Source organism: Caballeronia sp. PC1, assembly GCF_021353155.1.
Taxonomy (GTDB): domain Bacteria; phylum Pseudomonadota; class Gammaproteobacteria; order Burkholderiales; family Burkholderiaceae; genus Caballeronia; species Caballeronia cordobensis.
Genome location: NZ_JAJUBH010000003.1, coordinates 134374 through 156562, shown reverse-complemented (window position 1 = coordinate 156562; position 22189 = coordinate 134374). Strand labels below are relative to the sequence as shown.

17 protein-coding genes are annotated in these 22189 nt (G+C 66.1%); 9 read left to right on the top strand and 8 right to left on the bottom strand.

Annotated features, from left to right (window positions below):
* Positions 1 to 222: 222 nt before the first annotated feature.
* Positions 223 to 615, bottom strand: coding sequence for a protease inhibitor I42 family protein (locus LY284_RS25415; RefSeq protein WP_233388653.1), 393 nt, complete (start codon positions 613 to 615; stop codon positions 223 to 225).
* Positions 616 to 646: 31 nt separating this feature from the next.
* Entirely contained in the window at positions 647 to 1441 is a 795-nt protein-coding gene (locus LY284_RS25410) for a C1 family peptidase (RefSeq protein WP_233388651.1), read from the bottom strand.
* Positions 1442 to 1585: 144 nt separating this feature from the next.
* Here LY284_RS25410 and LY284_RS25405 point away from each other — a divergent pair, with 144 nt between their 5' ends.
* Positions 1586 to 2620: a LuxR C-terminal-related transcriptional regulator gene (locus tag LY284_RS25405; RefSeq protein WP_233388648.1), complete on the top strand. Its 1035-nt coding sequence runs from the start codon at positions 1586 to 1588 to the stop codon at positions 2618 to 2620.
* Between the two features lie 12 nt (positions 2621 to 2632).
* Here the strand turns inward: LY284_RS25405 and LY284_RS25400 are convergent, their stop codons facing one another.
* Complete coding sequence (locus tag LY284_RS25400) at positions 2633 to 3403, bottom strand: hypothetical protein (protein WP_233388646.1); 771 nt, start codon at positions 3401 to 3403, stop codon at positions 2633 to 2635.
* 468 nt (positions 3404 to 3871) lie between these two features.
* On the opposite strand from LY284_RS25400, the gene LY284_RS25395 reads away from it, so the two are divergent.
* The 3 genes from LY284_RS25395 to LY284_RS25385 all read left to right on the top strand — a co-directional run bounded on the left by LY284_RS25395 (position 3872) and on the right by LY284_RS25385 (position 10751).
* Complete coding sequence (locus LY284_RS25395) at positions 3872 to 4996, top strand: hypothetical protein (RefSeq protein WP_233388644.1); 1125 nt, start codon at positions 3872 to 3874, stop codon at positions 4994 to 4996.
* A 99-nt stretch (positions 4997 to 5095) separates the two neighbouring features.
* Positions 5096 to 8035: a patatin-like phospholipase family protein gene (locus LY284_RS25390; protein ID WP_233388643.1), complete on the top strand. Its 2940-nt coding sequence runs from the start codon at positions 5096 to 5098 to the stop codon at positions 8033 to 8035.
* A gap of 235 nt (positions 8036 to 8270) precedes the next feature.
* Complete coding sequence (locus tag LY284_RS25385) at positions 8271 to 10751, top strand: hypothetical protein (RefSeq protein WP_233388641.1); 2481 nt, start codon at positions 8271 to 8273, stop codon at positions 10749 to 10751.
* A gap of 16 nt (positions 10752 to 10767) precedes the next feature.
* Here the strand turns inward: LY284_RS25385 and LY284_RS25380 are convergent, their stop codons facing one another.
* The gene (locus LY284_RS25380) at positions 10768 to 11133 is read right to left on the bottom strand and encodes a protealysin inhibitor emfourin (protein ID WP_233388639.1); all 366 of its coding nucleotides are present in this window, start codon (positions 11131 to 11133) and stop codon (positions 10768 to 10770) included.
* Positions 11134 to 11165: 32 nt separating this feature from the next.
* Positions 11166 to 12245 carry a M4 family metallopeptidase gene (locus tag LY284_RS25375; RefSeq protein ID WP_233388637.1) on the bottom strand — a complete coding sequence of 360 codons (1080 nt, stop codon included), beginning with the start codon at positions 12243 to 12245 and terminating at the stop codon, positions 11166 to 11168.
* Between the two features lie 189 nt (positions 12246 to 12434).
* Here LY284_RS25375 and LY284_RS25370 point away from each other — a divergent pair, with 189 nt between their 5' ends.
* Complete coding sequence (locus LY284_RS25370) at positions 12435 to 15662, top strand: adenylate/guanylate cyclase domain-containing protein (protein WP_233388635.1); 3228 nt, start codon at positions 12435 to 12437, stop codon at positions 15660 to 15662.
* Between the two features lie 47 nt (positions 15663 to 15709).
* Here the strand turns inward: LY284_RS25370 and LY284_RS25365 are convergent, their stop codons facing one another.
* Both LY284_RS25365 and LY284_RS25360 read right to left on the bottom strand, forming a co-directional pair.
* Positions 15710 to 16585, bottom strand: a complete 876-nt coding sequence (locus LY284_RS25365; protein WP_233388632.1) for a manganese catalase family protein — start codon at positions 16583 to 16585, stop codon at positions 15710 to 15712.
* Between the two features lie 272 nt (positions 16586 to 16857).
* Positions 16858 to 19209, bottom strand: coding sequence for a PAS domain S-box protein (locus tag LY284_RS25360; RefSeq protein WP_233388631.1), 2352 nt, complete (start codon positions 19207 to 19209; stop codon positions 16858 to 16860).
* 324 nt (positions 19210 to 19533) lie between these two features.
* Here LY284_RS25360 and LY284_RS25355 point away from each other — a divergent pair, with 324 nt between their 5' ends.
* The 3 genes from LY284_RS25355 to LY284_RS25345 all read left to right on the top strand — a co-directional run bounded on the left by LY284_RS25355 (position 19534) and on the right by LY284_RS25345 (position 20984).
* Entirely contained in the window at positions 19534 to 19905 is a 372-nt protein-coding gene (locus LY284_RS25355; protein ID WP_233388628.1) for a CidA/LrgA family protein, read from the top strand.
* The gene (locus LY284_RS25350; RefSeq protein ID WP_233388626.1) at positions 19902 to 20636 is read left to right on the top strand and encodes an LrgB family protein; all 735 of its coding nucleotides are present in this window, start codon (positions 19902 to 19904) and stop codon (positions 20634 to 20636) included. The genes LY284_RS25355 and LY284_RS25350 overlap by 4 nt, the downstream gene beginning before the upstream one ends.
* Before the next feature lie 114 nt (positions 20637 to 20750).
* Positions 20751 to 20984: a DUF2934 domain-containing protein gene (locus LY284_RS25345; RefSeq protein ID WP_233388625.1), complete on the top strand. Its 234-nt coding sequence runs from the start codon at positions 20751 to 20753 to the stop codon at positions 20982 to 20984.
* 161 nt (positions 20985 to 21145) lie between these two features.
* Here LY284_RS25345 and LY284_RS25340 read toward each other — a convergent pair whose 3' ends face one another.
* Positions 21146 to 21457, bottom strand: a complete 312-nt coding sequence (locus tag LY284_RS25340) for a hypothetical protein (protein ID WP_233388622.1) — start codon at positions 21455 to 21457, stop codon at positions 21146 to 21148.
* Here LY284_RS25340 and LY284_RS25335 point away from each other — a divergent pair.
* Positions 21456 to 22175, top strand: coding sequence for a hypothetical protein (locus LY284_RS25335; protein WP_233388620.1), 720 nt, complete (start codon positions 21456 to 21458; stop codon positions 22173 to 22175). The two genes, LY284_RS25340 and LY284_RS25335, sit on opposite strands and share 2 nt — an antisense overlap.
* Positions 22176 to 22189 lie beyond the last annotated feature (14 nt).

Genomic DNA, 22189 nt, shown 5'->3' with positions numbered 1-22189 from the left:
GGGCCGATTCGGCAGGGCTGTGTGGCATGCCGAAGGGGCGACGGACAGGCGCGGCAGAGTTCGTCTGGCGTATAGATTATGGTGGATACGAACGCTTTTAATTAGCCCCAAAAGGAGGGTATGGAGACGATTTGCGCGCGCGCGACACTTCACCTTGAAGCGGTCGCTTCAAAGGCTTGGTCGGCGGGCGCATCGTGGCGCACGATCGATCGGTTACGCCGGTTACGAGACGTTCGCCGCAAAGTCGAAGCGTTTGACGATGGACTTGTCGCCTTCCCAGTGCCGCCACAATTTGAATGCGACGCCTTCCTGTCCCGCGCCCTTCGCCCGCAGGAACCAGCATGTCTGCCCGCCGCTGCCGAGGTTCGCGGAGGCGGCGGTGTAGCGGTTGTCCTCGATGTCGAAGAGTCTGGTTTCGCCGTCGAGCGCCCAGCGAAATCCGGTGCTCGGATTTTCGTTGAGGCACACGGCGAGGCGTTCTCCCGTGCGCATCTCGACGACGGCCCCGCGATCGGCTTCCGTGATGGTTCGTATGGCGTTCATGGTCGGATTCGACTGGGTCGAGCAGGAGAGGAGCGCGAGCGGCACGCACGCGAGAAGAAAGGTTGACCGCATCGCGACTCCGGTTCAATGCGCTTGCTGTGGTTCAGACGGTGATCCCGTAGCTTTCGTCGAAGAAGGCGTCGGTGATGTATTGCTCGGTGGCATAAGCGAAGCCATTATCGCCCCAGCCCGTGCCCCAACTGTTGCGAATGATGAAGCGCTGATCGGCGGTGTATCCCACGACGCACGGCGCATGTCCGCCACGGGTCGTCTGGGCATTGAAGACGTCCAGCTTGCCTTGCGTCGCGGTCGCGTTGTCCCAGGTCGAATCGACGTTCACGCCGACGAGGATCGGCCCGTGCGAGGCGAGCCAGGTCCGCCATTGATTGAAGTTCTTCCCGAGGTTGAAGTACGCGGTGGCGCGCCGTTGCGAGGCCGTCGCGAAGAATTCGTTCTCGTTTCCGATGTACATCAGCGTGGCGATATTGAACGGCAAGAGCGCATCGGTGACGACGCCATAGTTGCGGCAGATGTCCATCGCGGCTTTCAGCGTCGTCCCGGCGCCTTCGATGAAGGTCTCCGGACGCGACACGAACGTATCGGTTTCCTTCGACGCCATCCACGTGTAACGCGGCGACAGCAATTCCTCTTCGGCCAGCTTGCCCGCTTTGACCATGTGATAGCGCATCAGTCCGTCGGTCGATCCCCAGCCGACGCACGAGCCGGTCTGCCCCTGGTCCCCGACCGGCCACCACGGCGCGCGAAGATCGATGGCGTCCGGCAGTGCGGCGACGGCGCCGACCGCGCCTGCTTCCAGCGCATCCCTGAACTGCCAGTCCTTGTGCGTGTTCCTGGACGGAATCAGATTGCAGATGCGGTGAGGTTGGTTGGGGATCATGGCGTGCTCCTGGAAAGGGTCTCGGTCGAAAGCCGACGGCTTTCGCTCTGGAAGACGATGGAGTGCCGCGGAATTCGAAACCGGCGCGTCATGGCGCGCGCGCCGTGGCGGCATGACCGCGCCAGTGGGTATAGCATTCCTTACATGTACATCCTTCTCACCGGACCGGCGGGGCTGTTTCGCGACGGCGTTGCGGCGCTCTTGCGCGGATTCGCGCAGGATGCCGAAGTGCTGGCGTGCGACCGTCTCGGCGTGGAACTGCCGGGCGCGCGCAAGCCCGACTGCATCGTGATGGATGGCGAGCGCCTGCGCGAGACCGGCGACGAGTTCGATGCCGCGCGCGGCCATGCGCGCGCGACGCCCATCATCGTGCTGCTCGGCATGGCGACGCGCGAAGAGGTCGATGAACTGATCGCGGCGGGCATTGCCGGTTGCGTGGAGAAATCCGCGTCGGCGAAGCTGCTTTTCGGCGCGCTGGGGCTGGTGCTCGCGGGCGGCGTCTCGCTGCCGCGCTCGCTGCTGACCGCATCAACGGAAGCGCCGTACGCGCCGCCCGAGTCGGTCCCGTCTAGCGCGGCGGCCGCGGCCGACCCGTATCTCCACCTGCATCTGACGCAGCGCCAGCTAGAGGTGCTCGCGCTGCTCGCGCGGGGACGCTCCAACAAGATCATCGCGCGTGAGCTGGGCGTCGCCGAAGCCACGGTCAAGACGCATCTGACGACGATCTTCAAGGCGCTAAAAGTGTCGAGCCGGGGCGAAGCGAGCGCGGTCGCGGCGCGCATGGAAAAGATCCGCGATACGCAGGCGAATCACGCCTTCAGCGGTCCTTTGCCGGTCGCGCGGCTGCTTGCGAGGATGGAAAGCCAGCGTTTTCGCGCGGGCGAAGTCCTGTTTCGCAAGGGCGATCCGAGCGGTCAGATGTTTTACGTCGAGACAGGCGTCGTGCGTCTCGCCGAGCCGGGCATCGAACTGGGCGCGGGCGCGGTGCTCGGCGAAATCGGCCTCTTTTCGCCGGAGCGGCGGCGGACGTCGACGGTGGTCTGCAAGACCGACTGCGAGATGCGCACGGTCTCGGCCGCCGACGCGATTCGCCTCTATTATCAGGAGCCTGAGTTTGCGCTTTATCTGGTGCAGCTTATCGCGGGGCGCCTGCAAGCCGACAAGGAAAGGCACGCGTAGCCTCCCCTCCCTTCACGCGTGCGCTTCCAGCGCCAGCAGATTCAGCACGATCAGAATCGCATCGCGGTTTTCCGGCGTGATCTCAATGCCGAGCGTCTCTTCCGTCCAGCGGCCGATCTTGGTCGCGGCGTAGCAGGCGGGCGTCGAATCTTTCTTCGTCGTCACGCCGAGCTTGCGCGCGCGATAGTGGTATGAAGGCACGTCGTACGCGTCGGCGACGCCCTTGAGGCCGCCCTTGCGCTCGCTGCTCGCGCCGAGGCTGCCCGCGAGGATCTGGCGGTCGTGCTCGTCGGACTGCGCGACGAATACCCGCGCGAGCGCGCGCACGCGCGCCTCGGTCAGTCCGAACTCCGCGAGCGTCGCCGCGATCGGATCGTCGGGTGCGTGCGCGCGGGAATCGACTTCGGCCTGCACGCCGTCGATTTCGAGCGACAGATTGCGTTGCAGGCTCGCGCTGCGCAGGCAGTCGATCAGGAAACGGCGAAAGTACGCGCACAACGCATGCGCGGTGGAAGGCGCGCTCTCCGGCGACGCGTGCGAGGCCCGCTGCTCCGAATCGAGCCGCAGCACGCGCGAGAAGAAGAATTGCGAGATCAGCTCTTCCTTGTCCTCCGGCAGTCCGCGCAATTCCGGCGGGTAGTAGGAGCGCAGCGCGGCGAGCACCATTCTGTAAATACTCCCAATTTCGACGTCCGAGAGACTGGCGCGGCGTTGCCAGAGATCGGCGAGCGTGGCGGTTTCCATCGCCAGGATGCCGGAATCGCGAGGGCTTAGCGCATCCATGCTGACACCGCGTCGCGAAGACCTGAGGCGCGGCGCGCCGCGTGCATTCCTGTGGGTTGCGAGAACATGGCCCCTCCTGACGAGACCGGTGCGCCGCCAAGCGCGTGGCCGAGGCGATGCGGCTATAAAGCCGCGCCTGCGAGCCGGCGCTTGAAAATTAGTGGCGGGAGGGGGCGCGCAACATCGACCGGAACGCCTACATCGAAAGTCGTAGGCGGGCTGCGGCGCGCCAGCGCAGGCGGGGGCGGTGCAAAAAGCGTCGGCGCGCGCGTTCAAATCGCGGTGTGCGGAATCGTTCTGCCTATCGAGCGGGAATTCAGTTCATCGAGATCGAGCGGCCTGGCACGAACGTCCGGCCTCGCTTTCGGCACCATCGACCCCAGTCATGTCCTCTCGCCCGCGCAGCCCCGGCATCGGGCCGCGATGTTTGCAACTGGATGAACGACGGTCGAGGAAATCGGAGGAACCATGCACAAGCTCAGCTCGATGGCGCTGGCGGCAGCCACGCTCGCGCTCACGGCATGCGTCGACATGCCCAGCATTTCCCATCAGAACGTCGGCGAGGCCGACACGCTTGCCACCAAGGCGGACTCGCGCCTCGTCTATGCGCGCTCCCGCAACGCCCCCGCAGCGCCGCACGATGTGATCTGCGCCGAGCCCAGCCCCGAGGTCGCGAAAGCCTTCTCGACGGCATTCGGCGCGAGCGCCGAGGCCGAGGCGAAGGCGATTCCCGCGCTGTCGCAGGCGGGCGACGTGCGCGGCGCGCTGGCCGTGTCGCGCGCGCGCAGCGAGGCGATCGCCCAGCTCGGCAAGCGGCTCGGCACGATCCAGTTGTTGCGCAACGGGCTTTTCAGCGCATGCGAAGCCTACGCGAACGGCGCGATTTCGCCGATCAGCTACGCCTTCCTGCTCAGCCGTTTCGGCGATGTGATGGTCACGTTGCTGGCGGTGGAAATGGTGTCCGGCGACGGCATCGCGTCCGATGGCACGACGACCGAGGCAACGGCGCCGCCGCCCGGCACCGGAAAGCCGGCGCCTGGCGACGCGCCGCAGGACGGGTCCGCGCCGGTCGCTCAGCCGGTGGCCGCGGACGGCACGCGCGCAGCGATGAAGAAGGTGGCCGCCGTCAAGAAGGCCGGCACGGCGGATCAGGCGAACGCTCAGGGCGGCGATGCGGCTGCTCCGGACAAGAGCGCGCCGGGGGCGCATACGTCCGCGTCATCCACGCCGGGACAGGCCACCAAGGCCGGACTCAGCGATGCGCAGACCACGGCGATCGTGCAGTTGCAGCAAGCGTATCTGCGCGGCAGCGAAGCCGGTCCTCTGGTGCTGGCCTGCGCCGTCGCGCTGGACGACAAAGCGCAAGCCGGTGCGAACGGCGGGCCGTTGGGGCGGGCGGGATCGGGCGATTTACCTTCCGTGTGCAGCACGTTCCTCGCCCAATACGGACGCATGGTGGTGGATACCGTGGAGTTCGAACGCCGGGCCGAAGCGCAAGCCGTGCTCGCGCGCGCGATGGCGTCGGCGAAAGACAGCCAGCCGAAGGAAGAAGTTGAGACGGCAGGTTCAGTCAGGAATGCCGCGAACAATTGAGTGTGGCGGACGGGTCAGATAACGGGCGATTCGCGATAACGGCGGGGGCGCGGCCCCCGGCGCTCGCTCCATGGATCGTTCACCCCGGCAGGAGGACCTATGAATACCAGCGATAGCGGTGCATTGTCCGACCCGATGCTGCGAGGCGACGCGCGGCATGCCGGGTCTGCAGGAGCGCGCGCGCGGCGGCAACCCGAAGCCCAGCGAATTTCCGGACGGCTGGATCGGCAACAGCCGCTCAGTTTCGATGAGGTGAGGTCCGACGAGCTCAAGGCGCTCGGATGCGGCGACTCCCGACCGGAGCGGCCGGCGGGTGTGGCGCTGTCGGGCGGCGGCATCCGCAGCGCGACGTTCTGCCTGGGCGTGCTGCAGGCGCTGGCCGCGGAAGGCAAGCTCGCCAACTTCGATTACATGTCGACGGTATCGGGCGGCGGCTACATCGGTTCGATGCTGTCGGCATGGGTCGCACGCGAAGAGCGTGGCATCTATGGCGTTCAGGATAAGCTGAAGAAATCCGTGACGGCGAATGGCGGAGGCCTCGTTGAAGAGCCGGATGAGATCGTCTGGCTCAGGCGCTACAGCAACTATCTCGCGCCCAAACTCGGCATGCTTTCGCTCGATACGCTTACGCTCGTCTGCGCCTGGACTCGCAATGTCTTTCTCAACTGGATCGTTCTGATATCGACATGGTGGCTTGTGCTTCTGCTGCCGAAATGGTTCGTCGTGGGCACTGAGTTATCGGAAACGATCTGCCGGGGAAGTTGCATGGGACAGCCGCCGCTTATCGCCGGGCTCATCGGCGACAGCCGGCTGATCGGTGCATGCGCGGCGGCGTTGTTCGTCTGGATCATGGGTGCAACCGCGCTTCATCTCGATCTCCAGGCGCGCCAGAAGTCTTGCGTCAAACAGGATAAACTCGGCGCGCGCGTCGTGGCGAAACTCATCCGAAAAGGTGATCGATACGCCAACTGGTCCCTGGTCGTGCCGATACTGTTGTGGTCGCTGTTCATGACGCAGTGGCTGATGCTAGCCAAACCTGTCGGCGCGTGGCACGAAGTCTACTTCTCCGACGCCCTGCGGTGCGCGCTTGTAGCCGCGGCGGTTATCGGAGCGATGAATCTGATTTTTCCCGTGCTCATGGCGTTCGGCTTGTACGACTACGACCACCCCGACCCGTTCTGGAGCAGGCGGACATGGTTTCAGGGCATCGCGGTCGCCTTCTATGGCGCACTGGCGACGGTCATCGGACTCGCCAGCGCCGTCGGGTTGCTCGCGCTCGTGAAATGGCAGTTGCTGACCGGCGCGGATGCGCGTTCGGCGCCGTTCGTGTGGACGTTCGTGCCGATTCTCATGCTGCTCGTCTACGTGATTTCGAGCGTGATCTTCGTCGGGCTGGCGGGTACGCTTTATCACGATCGCGTGCGGGAATGGTGGAGCCGGCTCAGCGCGAGAATCTCGGTGGTCGCGCTTTACTGGGTACTTCTGTTTGCGTTCTCCATCTACATCCCGGCGATCATTCTGCACTTGGGCGGAGAGGGGCTGCGCTATGGGATGTCGCTCGTCAGCGCGAGTTGGGTGGCGACGACCGCATGGGGCGCCCTGCGCAAGGCTCCGGAAAAAGACACCGTCGAGCGCCGTCAACGGTACGCGAACATGCTGAATATCGCCGCCGCGATCGCCGTGCTGCTGATTCTCGCGATGCTGGCCACGGTCGAGAGCAGTTTGCTCGGCGCATGGGGCAAGGCAATCGAACCCGCGCTCGTCTCGCCGGTCGTGAATGACAACGGACTCCCGCTCTTTAGCATGTCGACGGCGTGGGCTCAGCACGACCTCGTTGCGGCGAGCGTGACCGCTTTTGCGTGGGACGCGCGCGAGTGGCCCATTCTCGCGATCGCGACTGTCACACTTGCGCTTACGTTATGGATCTTCGGCAAGCGGCTCGACGTCAACAAGTTTTCGCTCCAGAGTGTCTACAAGAATCGTCTCGTGCGCTGCTATCTGGGCGCGACGAACAAGAAGCGCATCGCCAATCCGTTCACAGGATTCGATTTGAACGACGACATGCTGTTACGCGAGATGCCTGCGCCGTCAGATGACATTCGCCCGTTGCAGATCTTCAATACGGCCATGAATCTCACACAGGGACGCAATCTGGCCTGGCAGGAGCGCAAGGCGGCATCGTTCACCTTCAGCAGGCTGCACGTTGGCTATGAGCTTTCCAATCTGCAAGGCGACACGACCGAGCGTTCCACGGAGCGGAGCAACAATGGAGATGGCAGCGCGTACCGCTACACCGAGCCCTATGCGACAAGCCGTAATTCCGATGAGAGCGGCATCTCGCTCGGAACGGCTATGGCCATCTCAGGCGCCGCGCTCAGTTCGAACATGGGGTATCACACGCGGCCGACACTGTCGTTCCTCCTCACGCTCTTCAATCTGCGCCTGGGCAAATGGTGCCCCAATCCGCGCAAGCTCTACGAGAGGTCGAATAGCGGCTTTGCTCCGCTGCGTCTGCTGCAGGAACTGCGCGGTCGCATCGACGAGGATTGTTCGTTTGTTTACCTGTCCGACGGCGGGCATTTCGACAACACCGGCCTGTACGAACTGGTGCGGCGCAAGTGCGGCTACATTCTCATCGTCGATGCGGCGGCGGACCAGCAGCGCGCCTTCGAGGATCTCGGCGCGGCCGTGCGCAAATGTCGTATCGATCTGGGCGCCGAAGTCAGGATCGATCTCAATGGCATGCGCGCACAACCCCCATGCACATTGCCCGTATCGACCTTCCAGACGGGGACGGTGGTGTACCGCGACGGCACGATGGCCGATCTGCTGCTCATCAAGGCCACGATGTGTCAGGACCGGCGCGAGCCAGTCGATATCCAGTCGTACGCGAGCCGCTATATGTCCTTTCCGCAGCAATCGACCATCGATCAGTTCTTCGATGAAAGTCAGTTCGAAAGCTATAGAAAGCTCGGCTTTTGCGCCGGCGTAACGGCGCGCGAGAAGTTTCCAGCCAAGCCGCGGCAGCGGAAAAAATGAGCATGTCCGTAATCGGCCATGACGGGCGGGCTGATCGTGAGATCTACTACGCAAGCCGGAAGTGGAAGTATTTTCCGTGCCGGCTGCCCGCCTTGACCTACCATCGCGTTGTTTGGCCAAACTCGACGCCTTGTCCGCCATCCGATTTGCATATCCGGGCCGAGCGAATTTAATACAACGAGATCTGTTCTCATCGGATGGTTCCGGCAGCACCTGCTCACGAGGTGTACGAATCATGACTACCGTCCCCGCGCCCCGGCACTCGCACCGGCTCGACTGGCTCGTCAAGAAGCTCTCTCCAGCCATGCCGTGGCTGTTCCTCGCCTTGCGGCGCGCGCTCATTCCCACGGTGTGCCTCGTCATCCTCGCCGCGCTGTTCTATCTGGTGCCGCAAAGCCGCGAAGTGCTGCTCGGGCTGACGGAGCCGCCGCAGACCGGTCCGCTGAGTTCGACGCCGCTGAGCGTGGTGAACTGGACGGCGCTGATTTCGTACTACGTGGCGTCTTCCGTGCTCGCGCTCGCCGTGTGGTATAGCGCGCGCCTGCTCTGCACCGTGGAGGCGTGGCTCGGCATGCCGAAAGTGTGGAAAATCGGATACCTTGGCAAACGCCCAAAGGCGTTTAACTATGACCCGGCGGAGGAACCCTTCGAGGACGGCGATGGCAACAGCATCCGGCGGGCCATCAAGTGGCTGCCGCGCGCGTATGGCGTGCTCGCGCTGTCGGCCTCGATGGGCGCGCTGATCTTCGCCACCCTCATATGGACGGTCGAGCGCGGCACGGCGCTTGCCGTGACGACGCTCGCCATCGTCGGGCCGCTGCTCTTCGTGTGGGGCGTGGGAATACGGCAGTCGGCCATGCAGAGCACGTCGAAATGGACGCAGCGCGCCGGCCTCGTGATGGTGGCGGGCATCGTGGTCTTCTGCGTCGGGCTCGGCCTCGCCCTGCTGTTCCTGGACATGGCGAATTTTGCAGTCTGGCTGATCGACGTGACCGCATCGCTGCTGCCCACGGTGCTGCTGGCGTTCGTGCTGTGGCGGCGCACGGTTTTCACACGCTGGATCGACAAGGAGTTCTGGGCGGAGTCCGCGCTCGATTTCGAAGACGTGATCGGACGCGTCGCGCTTTTCAGCGGCGCGGGACTGGTCGTGCTCGTGCTGCTCGCGGAGTTGAAGGCGGCCTATGTGCGAAGCGTCGGGTCGGCGGCCACGGTCATGATCTTCCTGGCGGCGGCCGTGCTCTTCATTTCCGGATTGCAACTCTTTTTGCGCAGAATTTCACGCTCGGTGCCCGGCCTGACGTCCGCCGCGGCGATCGTCGTGTTCATTCTCGCGAGCGTCGCCGGCTGCGAGCCGCTCGGCAAGGAAGGGCTCAAGGCGCACGCCCGGACGGCTCCCGTCAACGCGATGCTATCCGGCAACGCGGCGAGTTCGTCAGACGTGCCGCCGACGCCGCGCCTGATCGTCAACGCCTATGGCGGAGGCTTGCGCGCGGCGATCTACACGTCGCAGGTGCTCGCGCGCGCCGACGATGCCTCGTGCGGCGAATTCGGCAAGCACATCGAAGCCATGAGCGGCGTGTCGGGCGGCAGTCTCGGCATTGCCGTGTATCTCGTTGCGCGGCAACAGCTCATCGCGCACGGTGATCCGTGGGCGCCGTGCGAGAAGGCGACGAAAACGCCGCTCACGGACGTGGTGGCGCGCGCGCTCGGGCAAGACCACCTTTCGCCTGTCATCGCGCGAACGCTCAGTCTGGATCTCGTTCCCTTCACGGACCCGGCGCGCGGGCAGGCCATTCTCGATAGCTGGAACGATGCGCTGGCGGATGCGCTCAAAATCGTGCCCGCGCTGGCGGAGGCAGTCAAGCACCCGCCGCCGGGCCACGACGACGACTTCGACGCGCCCCTTGCCATGAAGCTCGCCGATCTGAGCGGTGGCATTTCGCCGAAACCGCTGGTCTTCTTCAATACGACCGATGCGGACAACGGTAACATCGTGTGGTTTTCGAATGGCGCGAACAGCGCGGCGTCGAGCAGCTTCGGCGATTCATCGGCGGATGAGCTGATGGTCGGTCAGGCGGTGTTGCACAGCGCGCGGTTCCCCATCGTCACGCCGGCGGGCGAATTCAAGCAAGGGAAAACAACGCATCGGCTGGTCGATGGCGGTTACGCCGACAATTCCGGCGCGCAAACGCTCATGGACCAGCGCGCACGCGTGAATGGCGGGAAGTCGAGCAATGTCGTGCTCATCGATATCGACGGCAATCCGCCCGCGGTCTTCACGATCCACAAGTCCGGGCAGGACCATGAGTGCAAGCCGGACAAGCAGCTCGCGATTCCGACCGCACTTCTCGCGCTCTTGCAGGCACGCTCGGCTCACGCGGAGCAGGCGGTGAAGCGGCTCGCGGACGCGCTGCCCGCTTGCACGGACAGCACCGACAAAGCCCATTGCCTCCAACCCGTGCGGCTGAGCGCCCCATTGGACGACAACGAGAAGTTGAGCGTGGAGCGTCAGTGCGACCAGTTGAAGCGAGCCCGCACGGCGCCGCTCGGCTGGTACACGGGCAACGAGACCGCCGCGACGGTTGCCGAAGCGGCGTATAGGACAGCGGACGACCTATGCCGGCGGGCTGGACTGAAAGAGCCCTGCATATCGCCCAAGCCTCGCGATGCATCGCCAAAAGGGCGCAGGGCTTTACTCGCCGATTCGGCGCCGTGACCGTGCGCTTCCGCGCTCAACGATGCCCGTGCGCTTTGATAAACGCCATCAGCGCGGCAAACGCCGGCGGCACGGAAGGATCGGCGCAGCTCAATTCTTTCGTGCCGTCGGCGAAGGCGATGCGGATGCGATAGCTGCGCCCGTCAGGCACCGGTTTCGATGCCGCCGCGCGCGGGGCGACCGGCTCCGCGCGGGCGGCGGACACGAGCCGCGCAAGCTCGTCGCGCTCTTCTGCCGACAGGGCGTTCTCGTCGAGCACGATCGGCCGCGCAAGGCCAGGAAAGAAGCCCACGCCCCCGTCGATGAACAATTCCGCTTGCATCGGCAGCTCCTTGTTCTGCGCGTTATCGGTCATGCAGCCCGCCGCGATGAGACAGGCCATGGCGAACGTGGCTCGCAGGCCTGTCATCCGGCTCACAGCACACCGACCGTGTCCCACGCTTTGCTGACCGCCTTCGACTCGGCGCTGCCCGCGCCGAAAAGCCGGTTGGCATTGGACACCGTGAGCCGCGCGAAAGTCTTGAAGCTGGCGGTGGGCTTGATGTGAGAATCGTTCAGCGTCTCGTACCAGACGCGTCCGGCCTTTTCCCACGCGTAGCCGCCGAGGTCGAGCGCCGCCAGGCAGAACGCGCGATTCGGAATGCCCGAATTGATGTGGACGCCATGATTGTCCTGCGCGGTATTCACGTAATGGGCCATGTCCGCGGGCTGCGGGTCCTTGCCCAGCACGGGATCGTCGTACGCGGTGCCGGGCTCCTTCATGGATCGTAGCGCGACGCCTTGCACGCCGCTCGCAAGCAGTCCCGCGCCGATGAGCCAGTCCGCCTTGTCCGCTTTCTGCTTCAGCGCGTATTGCTTGATGAGCGAGCCGAACACGTCGGACACGGACTCGTTGAGCGCGCCGGCCTGCCCGGAATAGGCGAGGTTCGCCGTATGTTCGGTCACGCCGTGCGTGAGTTCATGCCCGATCACGTCGAGCGCGATGGTGAAGCGATTGAACAGCGTACCGTCGCCATCGCCGAACACCATCTGCTGGGAATTCCAGAACGCGTTGTCGTACTTGTCGCCGTAGTGGACCGTGCCGATCAAGGGCATGCCCGCGTCGTCGATCGAATTGCGCTGGAATATCTCCAGATAAAACTCGAAGGTCGCGCCGAGCCCGTCGTAGGCCTCGTCGACGCTCTCGTCTTTCGATTTCGGCGCGCCTTCGGCCCTCACCAGCTTGCCTGGCAAAGTCTCGGTGTGATTGGCGGTGTAGATGCTTCGGTGTATGGAAGGAACGGCGGGCGCCGGCGCTACGGCCCCGCCGCGTCGCGGGGCGAGCAGCGCCGCCTGCACGGAGCGAATCTGCCGGAACGTATGATCAGTCGATAAAGTATCGACCGCCGCGACGCGCTGCGAGGGCGTGCCGTTCTTCGCGATTTCCTTGAGCATATGCGGCGGCAGAATGCAGTAGATCGAAGGAACGCCGCGATGCGCGATGTGATTGCACATGATCTTCTTCCTCCTGAGAGTAGATGAATCCGGCGTGCTGCTAACGAACGGTCGGTCGGGTTCGAGGCCCGGAACCGGCGGTACCAAGGCATTTTATGCAGTGCGCATGGGGACGATACGTCATTCTTGCGGACGCGTCGCTGCGTGCTATCTTTGACCGGTACGAACGTCTTCCGCCGGGGAGAGATCGTGGACGTCGCCGTGTGGCTGCGCAGCCTCGGAATGGAGCGTTACGAACCCGCGTTCCGCGAGAACGCCATCGACGAGGACGTGCTGCGCCAGCTCACCGCGGACGATCTCAAGGAACTCGGCATCGCGTCGGTCGGTCATCGGCGCAGGCTGCTCGATGCGCTGGCCGAACTGCGGGCGCAAGTAAGCGAAGCGAAAGGCGAGCGGCGGCAAGTCGCGGTGCTGTTCGCCGATCTCTGCGGCTACACGGCAATGAGCCGGGAAGCCGATCCGGAAGACCTCGTCGCGCTGCTCGACCACTACTTCGAGCACGTCGACCGCATCGTCGATCAGCACGGCGGACACATCGACAAGCATGTCGGCGACGCCATCATGGCGGTGTTCGGCGCGCCGGTTTCGCATGGCAACGATGCCGAACGCGCCGTGCGCGCCGCCCTCGCGATCGGCGACGCGATGCCCGGCCTGTCGCGCGCGCTCGGCCGCACGCTCGTCGCGCATATCGGCATTGCGGGCGGCGAAGTCGTCGCGAGCGGCACGGGCAGCGCAGCGCATCGCGCGTACACCGTCACGGGCGACACGGTCAATCTCGCCTCCCGGCTCACCGACGCGGCCGGACCCGGCGAGATTCTGATATCGGACACGGTGCGGCGTCCGCTGGCGAGCCGGCTCGATTGCGTGGAGCGCGGCGCGCTGTCAGTTAAGGGCTTCGCGCAACCGGTTTCAGCGTGGTGCATCGCCGGTTTTCGGCGCGCGACGCCGGATCGCGCCTTTGCCGGACGCCAAGACGAATTGCGGCGGTTTCGCGCAACGCTGCGCGCATGCATCGAGACCGGGCGCGGAAGCGTGGTCGCGCTGCGCGGCGAGGCCGGGATCGGCAAGACGCGCCTCGCCGTGGAATTCGAAAGCGAGGCACGCGCGTCGGGCTTCGCGTGTCACGGCGGCCTCGTGCTCGACTTCGGCGCGGCGACCGGGCGCGGCGCGGTCCAGTCGCTCGTGCGCAGCCTGCTGCCGGCCGGCGATGCCGCCGTGGAGCGCGCGGCCAGCGACGGTCTGATCGATTCCGGCGACGCCATCTTTCTCAAGGATCTCGTCGATGCGCCGCTGACGTTCGACGAGCGCACCGTCTACGAAGCGATGGACAACGCCATGCGCGTGCGCGGCCGGCGCGACGTCCTCGCGCGGCTGGTCCGGCGCGCGAGCCGCCGGCAGCCGCGTATTTTGTCCGTCGAGGATGTTCACTGGTCGGATGCGCAAACGCTTCGCGATCTCGCCGATCTTTCGACGGCGGCGGCCGACTGCCCGGCGGTGCTGCTGCTGACGGCGCGCACGTCCGGCGATGCGGCCGGCGAACCGTGGCGCGCCGCGGCCGGCGCGGGATGCACGCTGATCGATCTCGGCCCGCTCAGCGCGGACGAGGCGAATGCCATGGCCGGATCGTTTCCCGGCGCGGACGCGGATCTCGCGAAACGCTGCATTGCGCGAGCGGCGGGCAACCCGCTCTTTCTCGAGCAGTTGCTCAACAACGCGGAGGAGAGCGCGGGAACCGGCGTGCCGGGTTCGGTGCGAAGCCTCGTGCAGGCGCGGCTCGACCGGCTTCATCCCGGCGACAAGTCGGTCTTGCAGGTTGCCTCCGTGCTCGGCCAGTACTTCGAACGCGATGCGGTCGAGCATCTTCTGGACGGCACGGGGGCCGCATTGGAGCCGCTCGTGATGCGCGTCCTGTTGCGGCGGCAGGGCGGCGGGTTCATCTTCCATCACGCGCTGATTCGCGACGCCATCTATGACGGGCTGCTGAAAAGCCGTCGCCGGGAATTGCATCGCCGCGCGGCGCACTGGTATGGCGAGCGCGATCCCGTGCTGCGCGCCGAGCATCTCGATCGCGCGGAAGACCGCGAGGCCGCGCTCGCCTATTGCGATGCGGCGCGCACGCAGGCTGCGCTCTATCGCTACGAATCGGCGCTTGCGCTGACCGAACGCGGGCTCGCACTCGCGGATACGAACGGCGAGCGCGTCGCACTCGAATGCCTGCGCGGCACGATCCTGCACGACGTGAGCGACATGACGGCGGCGCTTGCGGCATTCGAAACCGCGCTCGCGCTCGCCGAGACCGACGCCGAGCGTTGCCGCGCGTGGATCGGCTGCGCCACGGTGAAACGCGTGATCGACGATCTCGACGGCGCCTGGGCCGATCTCGACCATGCCGCCGCCGCTGCCACCGCGCAGGGGCTCGTGCGCGAACAAGCGCGCATTCACTTCCTGCGCGGCAACCTGTGCTTTCCGCGCGGTGAGCGCGACAACTGCGTGCGCGAGCACGGGCGCAGCCTCGCGCTCGCGCGCGAAGCGGGCGATCCGGAACAGGAAGCGGCGGCGCTCGGCGGAATCGGCGACGCGGAGTACATGCGCGGACGCATGATCAGCGCGCACGACGCCTTCAGCCGCTGCATCGACGTATGCCGACGCCACGGTTTCGGCCGAATCGAAGTCGCCAATCTGCCGATGCGCGCCATCACCGCGTGGTTCGCGGGCAACGCGCGCACCGGCCTCGATGCGGCGCTCGCCAGTGTCGCCGCGGCACAGAAGGCGGGGCATCTGCGCGCGCTCGCGGTGGCGCATCACGCGGCGTGGCACTGCCTGCACGATCTCGCGCAGTGGGACCGCGCGGGGGAGCATGTCGGCCCGGCGCTGTGGTGCGCGCGCGAACTGAAGTCGAAGCGCTTCGAAGGCGAAGCGCTCGCGCTGCGCGCGGAGTTGCATCGCCTGGCGGGAAGGCGCGACGAAGCGCTTGCCGATATCGCGCAGGCGTTGTCGATCAGCCGTGAAACCGGCATGACGTATCTCGGCGCGCACTATCTCGGCATCCTCGCTCACGCGACCGATGACATCTCCGTGTTCGACAGCGCGCTCGCGGAAGCCGAAGCGTTACTCGGCGCGGGCGCCGTGAGTCACAACCACTTTCTCTTTCGACGTGACGCGATCGACGCCTGCATCGATCGCGGTCTCTGGAATGCGGCCGCGCAACAGGCCGGGGCGCTCGAAGATTACGCGCGGTGCGAGCCGTCGCCGTTTTCGCGCTTTTTCGTCGCGCGCGCACGGGCGCTCGTTTCGTGCGGGAGCGGTGACGCGATCGCGCCCGACGCGCTTCGCCGGCTGCGGGAGGAGGGCGCGGCGTTTGGGTTTCTTCATGCGCTGCGGGAAATCGACGACGCGCTCGCCGGCGGGACGGGCTAGTCACGCCGGCGCTGCCTGACCCTTCCAGGCAGCGCCGTTTCAGCGTACTACGCGCCGTTCGCCTTACCCGCGCCAAGATCCGCGCCAGTAGTCGGATCAGCCGACGGGTCCGACGCCGTGCGCGATGCCATCGCCTGCAGCACCTGCACGTCTGCCTCGGTCACGGTGACGGTCGCGGTGCCGTCGCCACCATCCACGGCCGGTTGCGGATCCTCGACGAACTCCCAGTCGCCGCCCTCGTTCCACGGCCCGCGCGCGTCCTCGCCCTTCGAGAGGTTGAAGTACACGCTCGTGAACTCGGGGTCGCCCGGCAGCTTGCCTTGCGGAAAGTTTGGCTGGATCGCGTGCAGCGCCTTCTCGAACGACTTCTGATGCGCGATCTCGCGCGTCATCAGAAAGCCCAGCGCGTCCTTGATGCCGGCATCTTCCGTCACGTTGATGAGCCTTTCGTAGACGATCTTCGCCCGTGCCTCGGCGGCGATGTTCGAGCGCAGATCGGCGGTCGGCTCGCCGATGGTGTCGATATAGGCGGCGCTCCACGGCACGCCCGCCGAGTTGGTGAGCGGCGCGCCCGCGCCGTAAAGCACCTGCGTGATGTGCGAATCGTTGCCCGCGCCGGTCAGCGACCGATACAGCTCGGCTTCCTGCTCGACGGCCTCGGCGAGCTGGCCCTTCGCGCCCTTGTTCAGCATCGCGACGATGGAGCCGATGACCTCCAGATGGCTCAGTTCCTCGGTCGCGATATCGAACAGCAGATCCTTGCGGCCCGGATCGTCTTCGCTGACGGCCTGCGTGAAGTAGCGCATCGCGGCGCCAAGCTCGCCTTGCGGCCCGCCGAATTGCTCCAGCAGCAGATTGGCGAGACCGGGATTGGGTGCGCCCACGCGGACGGTGTATTGCAGGCGTTTGTTATGGACGAACATTTGAACGACTCCTTTTTCAGAGCGAGCGAAGCCCTTCGCGGACTTCGCGCGAATCGTTGACATTGAATGGTGTGCTCGTGCAGCGGCCGGGAGGAACGCACAGGCGTCGCTTTCGGCCGTGAGGCTGCGGTCTCAGCGCGTCGGAATCGCGCTGGCGTCGTGCGGCGGGAACCGCGTCGTCAGGAGGAGGCCGCTCGTCCGAAGGGTTCGGTGGCAGCGGCCCGCAAGCGTTTCAGCAACGGGTATGCCACCGGGCACAGCGCCGCTCGCGCTTATTGCTGAAAGCCTCTCAGGACCGCGCCGAGCTCTTCGAGCGTGAAGGGTTTGCGCAACGCCGCCCATCGAAACGACATCGAGGGCAGCGCCGGCATTTCATACCCCGAGGAAAACACGACGCAGATCGACGGCTGGTCGCGCGCCGCCCGCCTCGCGAGTTCGACGCCGTCCATGGCGGGCATGCTGAGGTCGGTCATGAGCACGTCGAACGCCTCTTGCTGCAGGCGGTCCAGCGCTTCGTGGGGCGAGGTCGTCGAAGTCGCCGCATGGCCGAGCAGACGCAGTTGCTCGTTCATCGCTTCGCAGAGATTGGCGTCGTCATCGACGAGCAGCACGCGCAGCGCGCGCCCGCCGGCCGCCGATGCGTCCAGCGCGGCGCTTGCCGGCGTCGCGGGCTTCGCGCGGTCGAGCATGCTGCGGATCTTGCGGGCGAGCTGATCGCGGCCGTAAGGCTTGCTCAGCAGCTCGACGCCCGGATCGAGCCTGCCGCCGTGAACGATCGCGTTCTGCGTGTATCCCGACGTGAACAGCACCTTCATGTGCGGCAGCATGCGCGAGGCCTGCGCCGCCATTTGCGTGCTGCTGATGGGGCCGGGCATGACCACGTCGGAAAACAGCAGATCGACGTCGATGCCGCTGCGCAGCACCGTGAGCGCCTGTTGCGCGTCGTCGGCCTTGAGCACGCGATAGCCGAGGCCCGTCAGCGTATCGACGGCGGTGGACTGCACTTTCGGATCGTCTTCGACGACGAGGATGGTTTCGCTGCCGCCCTTCACCGGCGCGGCGTGCACGCGCGGCGGCGGCTCGATCGCCTCGCCCGTCGAGCGCGGCAGATAGATCTTGACCGACGTGCCGTGGCCGATCTCGCTGTAGATCTTGATATGCCCGCCGCTTTGCTTGACGAAGCCGTACGCCATGCTCAGGCCGAGTCCCGTGCCCTTGCCTTCGGTCTTGGTCGAAAAGAACGGATCGAACGCGCGTTCCAGCACGTCCTGCGGCATGCCCGTGCCCGTATCGGTGACGGCGAGCAGCACGTATTGGCCTTCGGCGACATCGGGTTCGGTGGCGACGTACTGATCGTCGAGCATCGCGTTGGATAGCTCCATCGTCAGCCGGCCGCCGTCGGGCATCGCGTCGCGCGCGTTGATGGCGAGATTCAGGACCACGTTTTCGAGCTGATGGATGTCGACGGACGTGTTCCACAGCCCGCCCGCGACCACCGTCTCGACGCGCACGGTCTCGCCGAGCGCGCGGCGCAGCAGGTCGTCCATGCCGCGCAGCGCCGCCGCGAGGTTGATGACCACCGGCTGCAACGGCTGCTGGCGGCCGAACGCCAGCAGTTGCGACGCGAGCTTCGAGCCGCGCTCGACGGCTTCGATCGCCTTCGTGATACGGTCGCGCGTCCACGCATCGCGGTGATGCCGGCTGTCGAGCAGTTCGAGATTGCCGCGCAGCACTTGCAGCACGTTGTTGAAATCGTGCGCGACGCCGCCGGTCAGCTTGCCGACGGCTTCCATCTTCTGCGCCTGGAAGAGTGCCTTGCGCGTTTCTTCGAGCACGCGGCTGGCTTCCATGCGTTCGGTGATGTCGCGCGTGATCTTGGCGAAGCCGGCGAGCGTGCCGCTTTCGTCACGGATCGCGTCGATCACGACGTGCGCCCAGAAGCGCTTGCCGTCCTTGCGCACGCGCCAGCCTTCGGCTTCGAACCGTCCCTCCCGCGCCGCGATGGACAGGCCGCGCTGCGGCAGGCCGGCCGCGGCGTCTTCCCGCGTGTAGAAACGCGAAAAGTGCGAGCCGATGATTTCATCGGACTGGTAGCCCTTGATGCGCCGCGCGCCCGCGTTCCAGTTCGTGACGATGCCTTCGGGCGACAGCATGAAAATCGCGTAGTCCGTCACGCCGTTCACGAGCATGCGAAAGCGCTGTTCGCTCTCGACGACGGCTTCGTGGGCGATGCGCTTGTCGGTCATGTCGCGGACGATCTTGCCGAAGCCGAGCAGGCGGCCATGCTCGTCGACGAGCGCGGTGATCACGACGTTGGCCCAGAATCGCGCGCCGGACTTGCGCAGACGCCAGCCTTCGGCTTCCGAGCGTCCGTCGCGCCGCGCGGCGTCGAGCAGGGCGGTGGCGCTGCCTTTTTCGCGATCTTCCGGCGCATGGAAGATATCGAACGACCGGCCGACGACTTCCTCGGGTTGAAAGCCGTGGATCTGGCGCGCGCCCACGTTCCACGTCTCGATGATGCCTTCGGGAGACAGCCCGATCACCGCATAGTCGCGCACACAATTGATCCACCGGCGGCACCAGTCGTCGGGAATGGAAAAATCGTCGTGTTCGTCGCCTTGCATTGTCTGGTCCCCGTTTGCCGCATTGTTTCGCTTTGAGCATGGCGCACGTGAATGCGCGCGAGCCTTTCCTACTTCGCATTTGACCACGACTGCGCCGTTGCCAGCGATGGGCGGTTCTACGCGGCTTGCTTTGTCACCGGGCTGGAACGTCGATGTCCGCGCTCGCCGTGCAACCGTAACGCATCCTTTACGTACTGTGAAGGCCGCAATTGCGACCGTAGATTCGATCAAGTGTGCGACCATTCCGCGTCTGCCGGGCTGTACGAAACGCTCGTGCGGCGGTCTTTTTCCGAACCCCGTTTCGATGTCTCGAGGAACATTGCCTTGCTTGCTGCGCTCGCCACCTTGCTCGTCTTCCAGTGTCTCGGAGAGGGCCTTTCGTATCTTTTCCGCATTCCCGTGCCGGGGCCGGTGGTCGGCATGCTGCTGCTGCTCGGCTATGTTGCCGTGCGTCCGGCCGCCGCCGCGGCGCTCGAAGGCACCGCGCTCGAAATCCTGAGGCACCTGTCGCTGCTGTTCGTGCCGGCGGGCGTCGGCATCATGGTGTCGGCGAGCGCGCTGCGCGGCGATGTGCTCGCCGTCGTGCTGTCCGTCGCGATCAGCACGGCACTGGCGATCGCGGTGACGGCGCTCGTCATGCGCGCAATGTTGCGCCGTCAGCGCCGCGTGCCGGGCGGACCGGGAGAGGGCGCATGACCGGCGTGCCGCGCATCGGCGCGATCTGGGTGTATCTCGCGGCCACGCCGCTGCTCGGGCTGACCATTACGCTGCTGGCCTATCTCATCGCGCAGCGCATCTACGCGGCGTGCCGCTTCAACCCGCTCGCCAATCCGGTGCTGATCGCGGTGGCGATCGTCGTCGTCGTGCTGAAGACCAGCGATACGCCTTACGAAACCTATTTCGATGGCGCGCAGTTCGTCCATTTTCTGCTGGGCCCGGCGACCGTCGCGCTGGCGCTGCCGCTTTACCGGCAGTTGCCCAACCTGAAGCGGCTGGCGTTGCCGATCGTCGTGAGCCTCGCGGCGGGCTCGCTGACCGCGATCGTGTCGGCGGTGTCGGTGGCGGCGTTGCTGGGCGCGTCGCGGCAGTCGATCGCGTCGATCGCGCCGAAATCCGCGACGACGCCCATCGCGATGGGCGTCGCGAAGGAGATCGGCGGCTTGCCGTCGCTGACGGCGGTGCTCGTCATTACCACGGGCGTGTTCGGCGCGGTCACGGCGCGCGGCATCCTGAATCTGCTGCGCGTCACGGATGTCGAAGCGCGCGGTTTCGCACTCGGCGTCGCGTCGCACGGCATCGGCACGGCGCGCGCGTTTCAGGTGAGCGAGGAAATGGGCGCCTTCGCCGGGCTCGGCATGGGGCTGAACGGCATTTTCACGGCGTTCGTCGTGCCGGTGATGTTGCCGGTTTTGTCGCGGTTCTTTTGAATTTCCGGACGGGGCTTGCGGGGTGCGCCGTCCGCGGCACGACGGTTGCTCAGGCGATGAGGGTGCAAGTGTTCAGCGAATCGCCGCCACATCGTCGCGTTACGGGAGAAAGTCATGGACGAGCAGAAAGAGCAAGACCGCATTCGTCGCCGCGCTTACGAACTCTGGGAACGCGAAGGCAGCCCCGAGGGACGCGCCGAAGAATTCTGGCAGCAGGCGATAGAGTCGCTCGGCGCGGAGGATGCGTCGGGTACGGGCGGAGAACAGTCCGCAAGCACCGAAAGCAACGGTAGCGCGGGGCAGGGCGAACGCCCGGCCGAAGAGAAGAGCGCCACGACGACGAAGTGATGGTTTGAGGTTGAGGTTGGTCTTGGCATGCGCTTGATGTCGCTGCGCGTTTTGCGGTTCGACGCTTGAGCTTCCCGAAATATGTTCGGAGAGCTTGTAAAAGATGGAAGGTGAGAAGCCGATGCCCCCGTTTAAGGGGCATCGGCTATTTCTCGTGCTGATCAAGCGATCAGTAAGATTGATGGTCGGACCGCGAACCGCTTATCGACCGCGGCCGCCGCCACCGCCACCCGCGCCACCACCACCGCCACCGCCAGAACCGCCGCCACCGTGGCCGCCGCCGCCATGACCGCCGCCGCCGTGGCCACCGCCTGAGCCGTTGCCGTTGCCGCCGCCATTGCCGCCGCCACCATTCCCACCGCCATTGCCGCCGCCACCGTGGCCACCGCCGCCGTGACCGCCACCTGAGCCGCCGCCGCTGCCACCACCGTTACCGCCACCATTACCGCCGCCGTTGCCGCCGCCGTTGCCATGGCCACCACCGGAACCGCCGCCGTTGCCACCGCCGCCGCCGCCACCGGAACCGCCGCCGTTGCCACCACCATTGCCGCCGCCGTTGCCGCCGCCGCCATGGCCACCACCGGAACCGCCGCCGTTGCCGCCGCCGCCATGGCCACCACCGGAACCGCCGCCGTTGCCACCCCCGCCGCCGCCACCGGAACCGCCGCCGTTGCCACCACCATTGCCGCCGCCGTTGCCGCCGCCGCCATGGCCACCGCCGGAACCGCCGCCGTTGCCGCCACCATTACCGCCGCCGTTACCGCCGCCGCCATGGCCACCGCCGGAACCGCCGCCGTTGCCACCACCGTTACCGCCACCATTACCGCCGCCGCCGTGGCCGCCACCGGAGCCGCCGCCGCTGCCACCACCGCTGCCACCACCGTTACCGCCGCCGCCATGGCCACCGCCGGAACCGCCGCCGTTGCCACCACCGTTACCGCCACCATTACCGCCGCCGCCGTTACCGCCGCCACCGTTTCCACCACCGCTGCCGCCGCCGTTGCCGCCGGAGCCATGACCACCGCCCGAGCCGCCGCCCGAACCACCACCCGAACCACCGCCCGAACCACCGCCCGAACCACCGCCCGAACCACCGCCCGAACCGCCACCGGAACCGCCGCCGGAACCACCGCCGGAACCACCGCCGGAACCACCGCCATTTCCGCCGCCAGAACCGTGACCGCCACCTGAACCACCACCGTTGC

Bases quoted from the DNA above. Each gene is read 5' to 3' on its own strand.
- LY284_RS25415 (WP_233388653.1), bottom strand. From the start codon at position 615: ATGCGGTCAACCTTTCTTCTCGCGTGCGTGCCGCTCGCGCTCCTCTCC.
- LY284_RS25410 (WP_233388651.1), bottom strand. From the start codon at position 1,441: ATGATCCCCAACCAACCTCACCGCATCTGCAATCTGATTCCGTCCAGG.
- LY284_RS25405 (WP_233388648.1), top strand. From the start codon at position 1,586: ATGTACATCCTTCTCACCGGACCGGCGGGGCTGTTTCGCGACGGCGTT.
- LY284_RS25400 (WP_233388646.1), bottom strand. From the start codon at position 3,403: ATGGATGCGCTAAGCCCTCGCGATTCCGGCATCCTGGCGATGGAAACC.
- LY284_RS25395 (WP_233388644.1), top strand. From the start codon at position 3,872: ATGCACAAGCTCAGCTCGATGGCGCTGGCGGCAGCCACGCTCGCGCTC.
- LY284_RS25390 (WP_233388643.1), top strand. From the start codon at position 5,096: ATGAATACCAGCGATAGCGGTGCATTGTCCGACCCGATGCTGCGAGGC.
- LY284_RS25385 (WP_233388641.1), top strand. From the start codon at position 8,271: ATGACTACCGTCCCCGCGCCCCGGCACTCGCACCGGCTCGACTGGCTC.
- LY284_RS25380 (WP_233388639.1), bottom strand. From the start codon at position 11,133: ATGGCCTGTCTCATCGCGGCGGGCTGCATGACCGATAACGCGCAGAAC.
- LY284_RS25375 (WP_233388637.1), bottom strand. From the start codon at position 12,245: ATGTGCAATCACATCGCGCATCGCGGCGTTCCTTCGATCTACTGCATT.
- LY284_RS25365 (WP_233388632.1), bottom strand. From the start codon at position 16,585: ATGTTCGTCCATAACAAACGCCTGCAATACACCGTCCGCGTGGGCGCA.
- LY284_RS25360 (WP_233388631.1), bottom strand. From the start codon at position 19,209: ATGCAAGGCGACGAACACGACGATTTTTCCATTCCCGACGACTGGTGC.
- LY284_RS25350 (WP_233388626.1), top strand. From the start codon at position 19,902: ATGACCGGCGTGCCGCGCATCGGCGCGATCTGGGTGTATCTCGCGGCC.
- LY284_RS25345 (WP_233388625.1), top strand. From the start codon at position 20,751: ATGGACGAGCAGAAAGAGCAAGACCGCATTCGTCGCCGCGCTTACGAA.
- LY284_RS25335 (WP_233388620.1), top strand. From the start codon at position 21,456: ATGGCCACCACCGGAACCGCCGCCGTTGCCACCGCCGCCGCCGCCACC.
- LY284_RS25340 (WP_233388622.1), bottom strand. From the start codon at position 21,457: ATGGCAACGGCGGCGGCAACGGCGGCGGTAATGGTGGCGGTAACGGTG.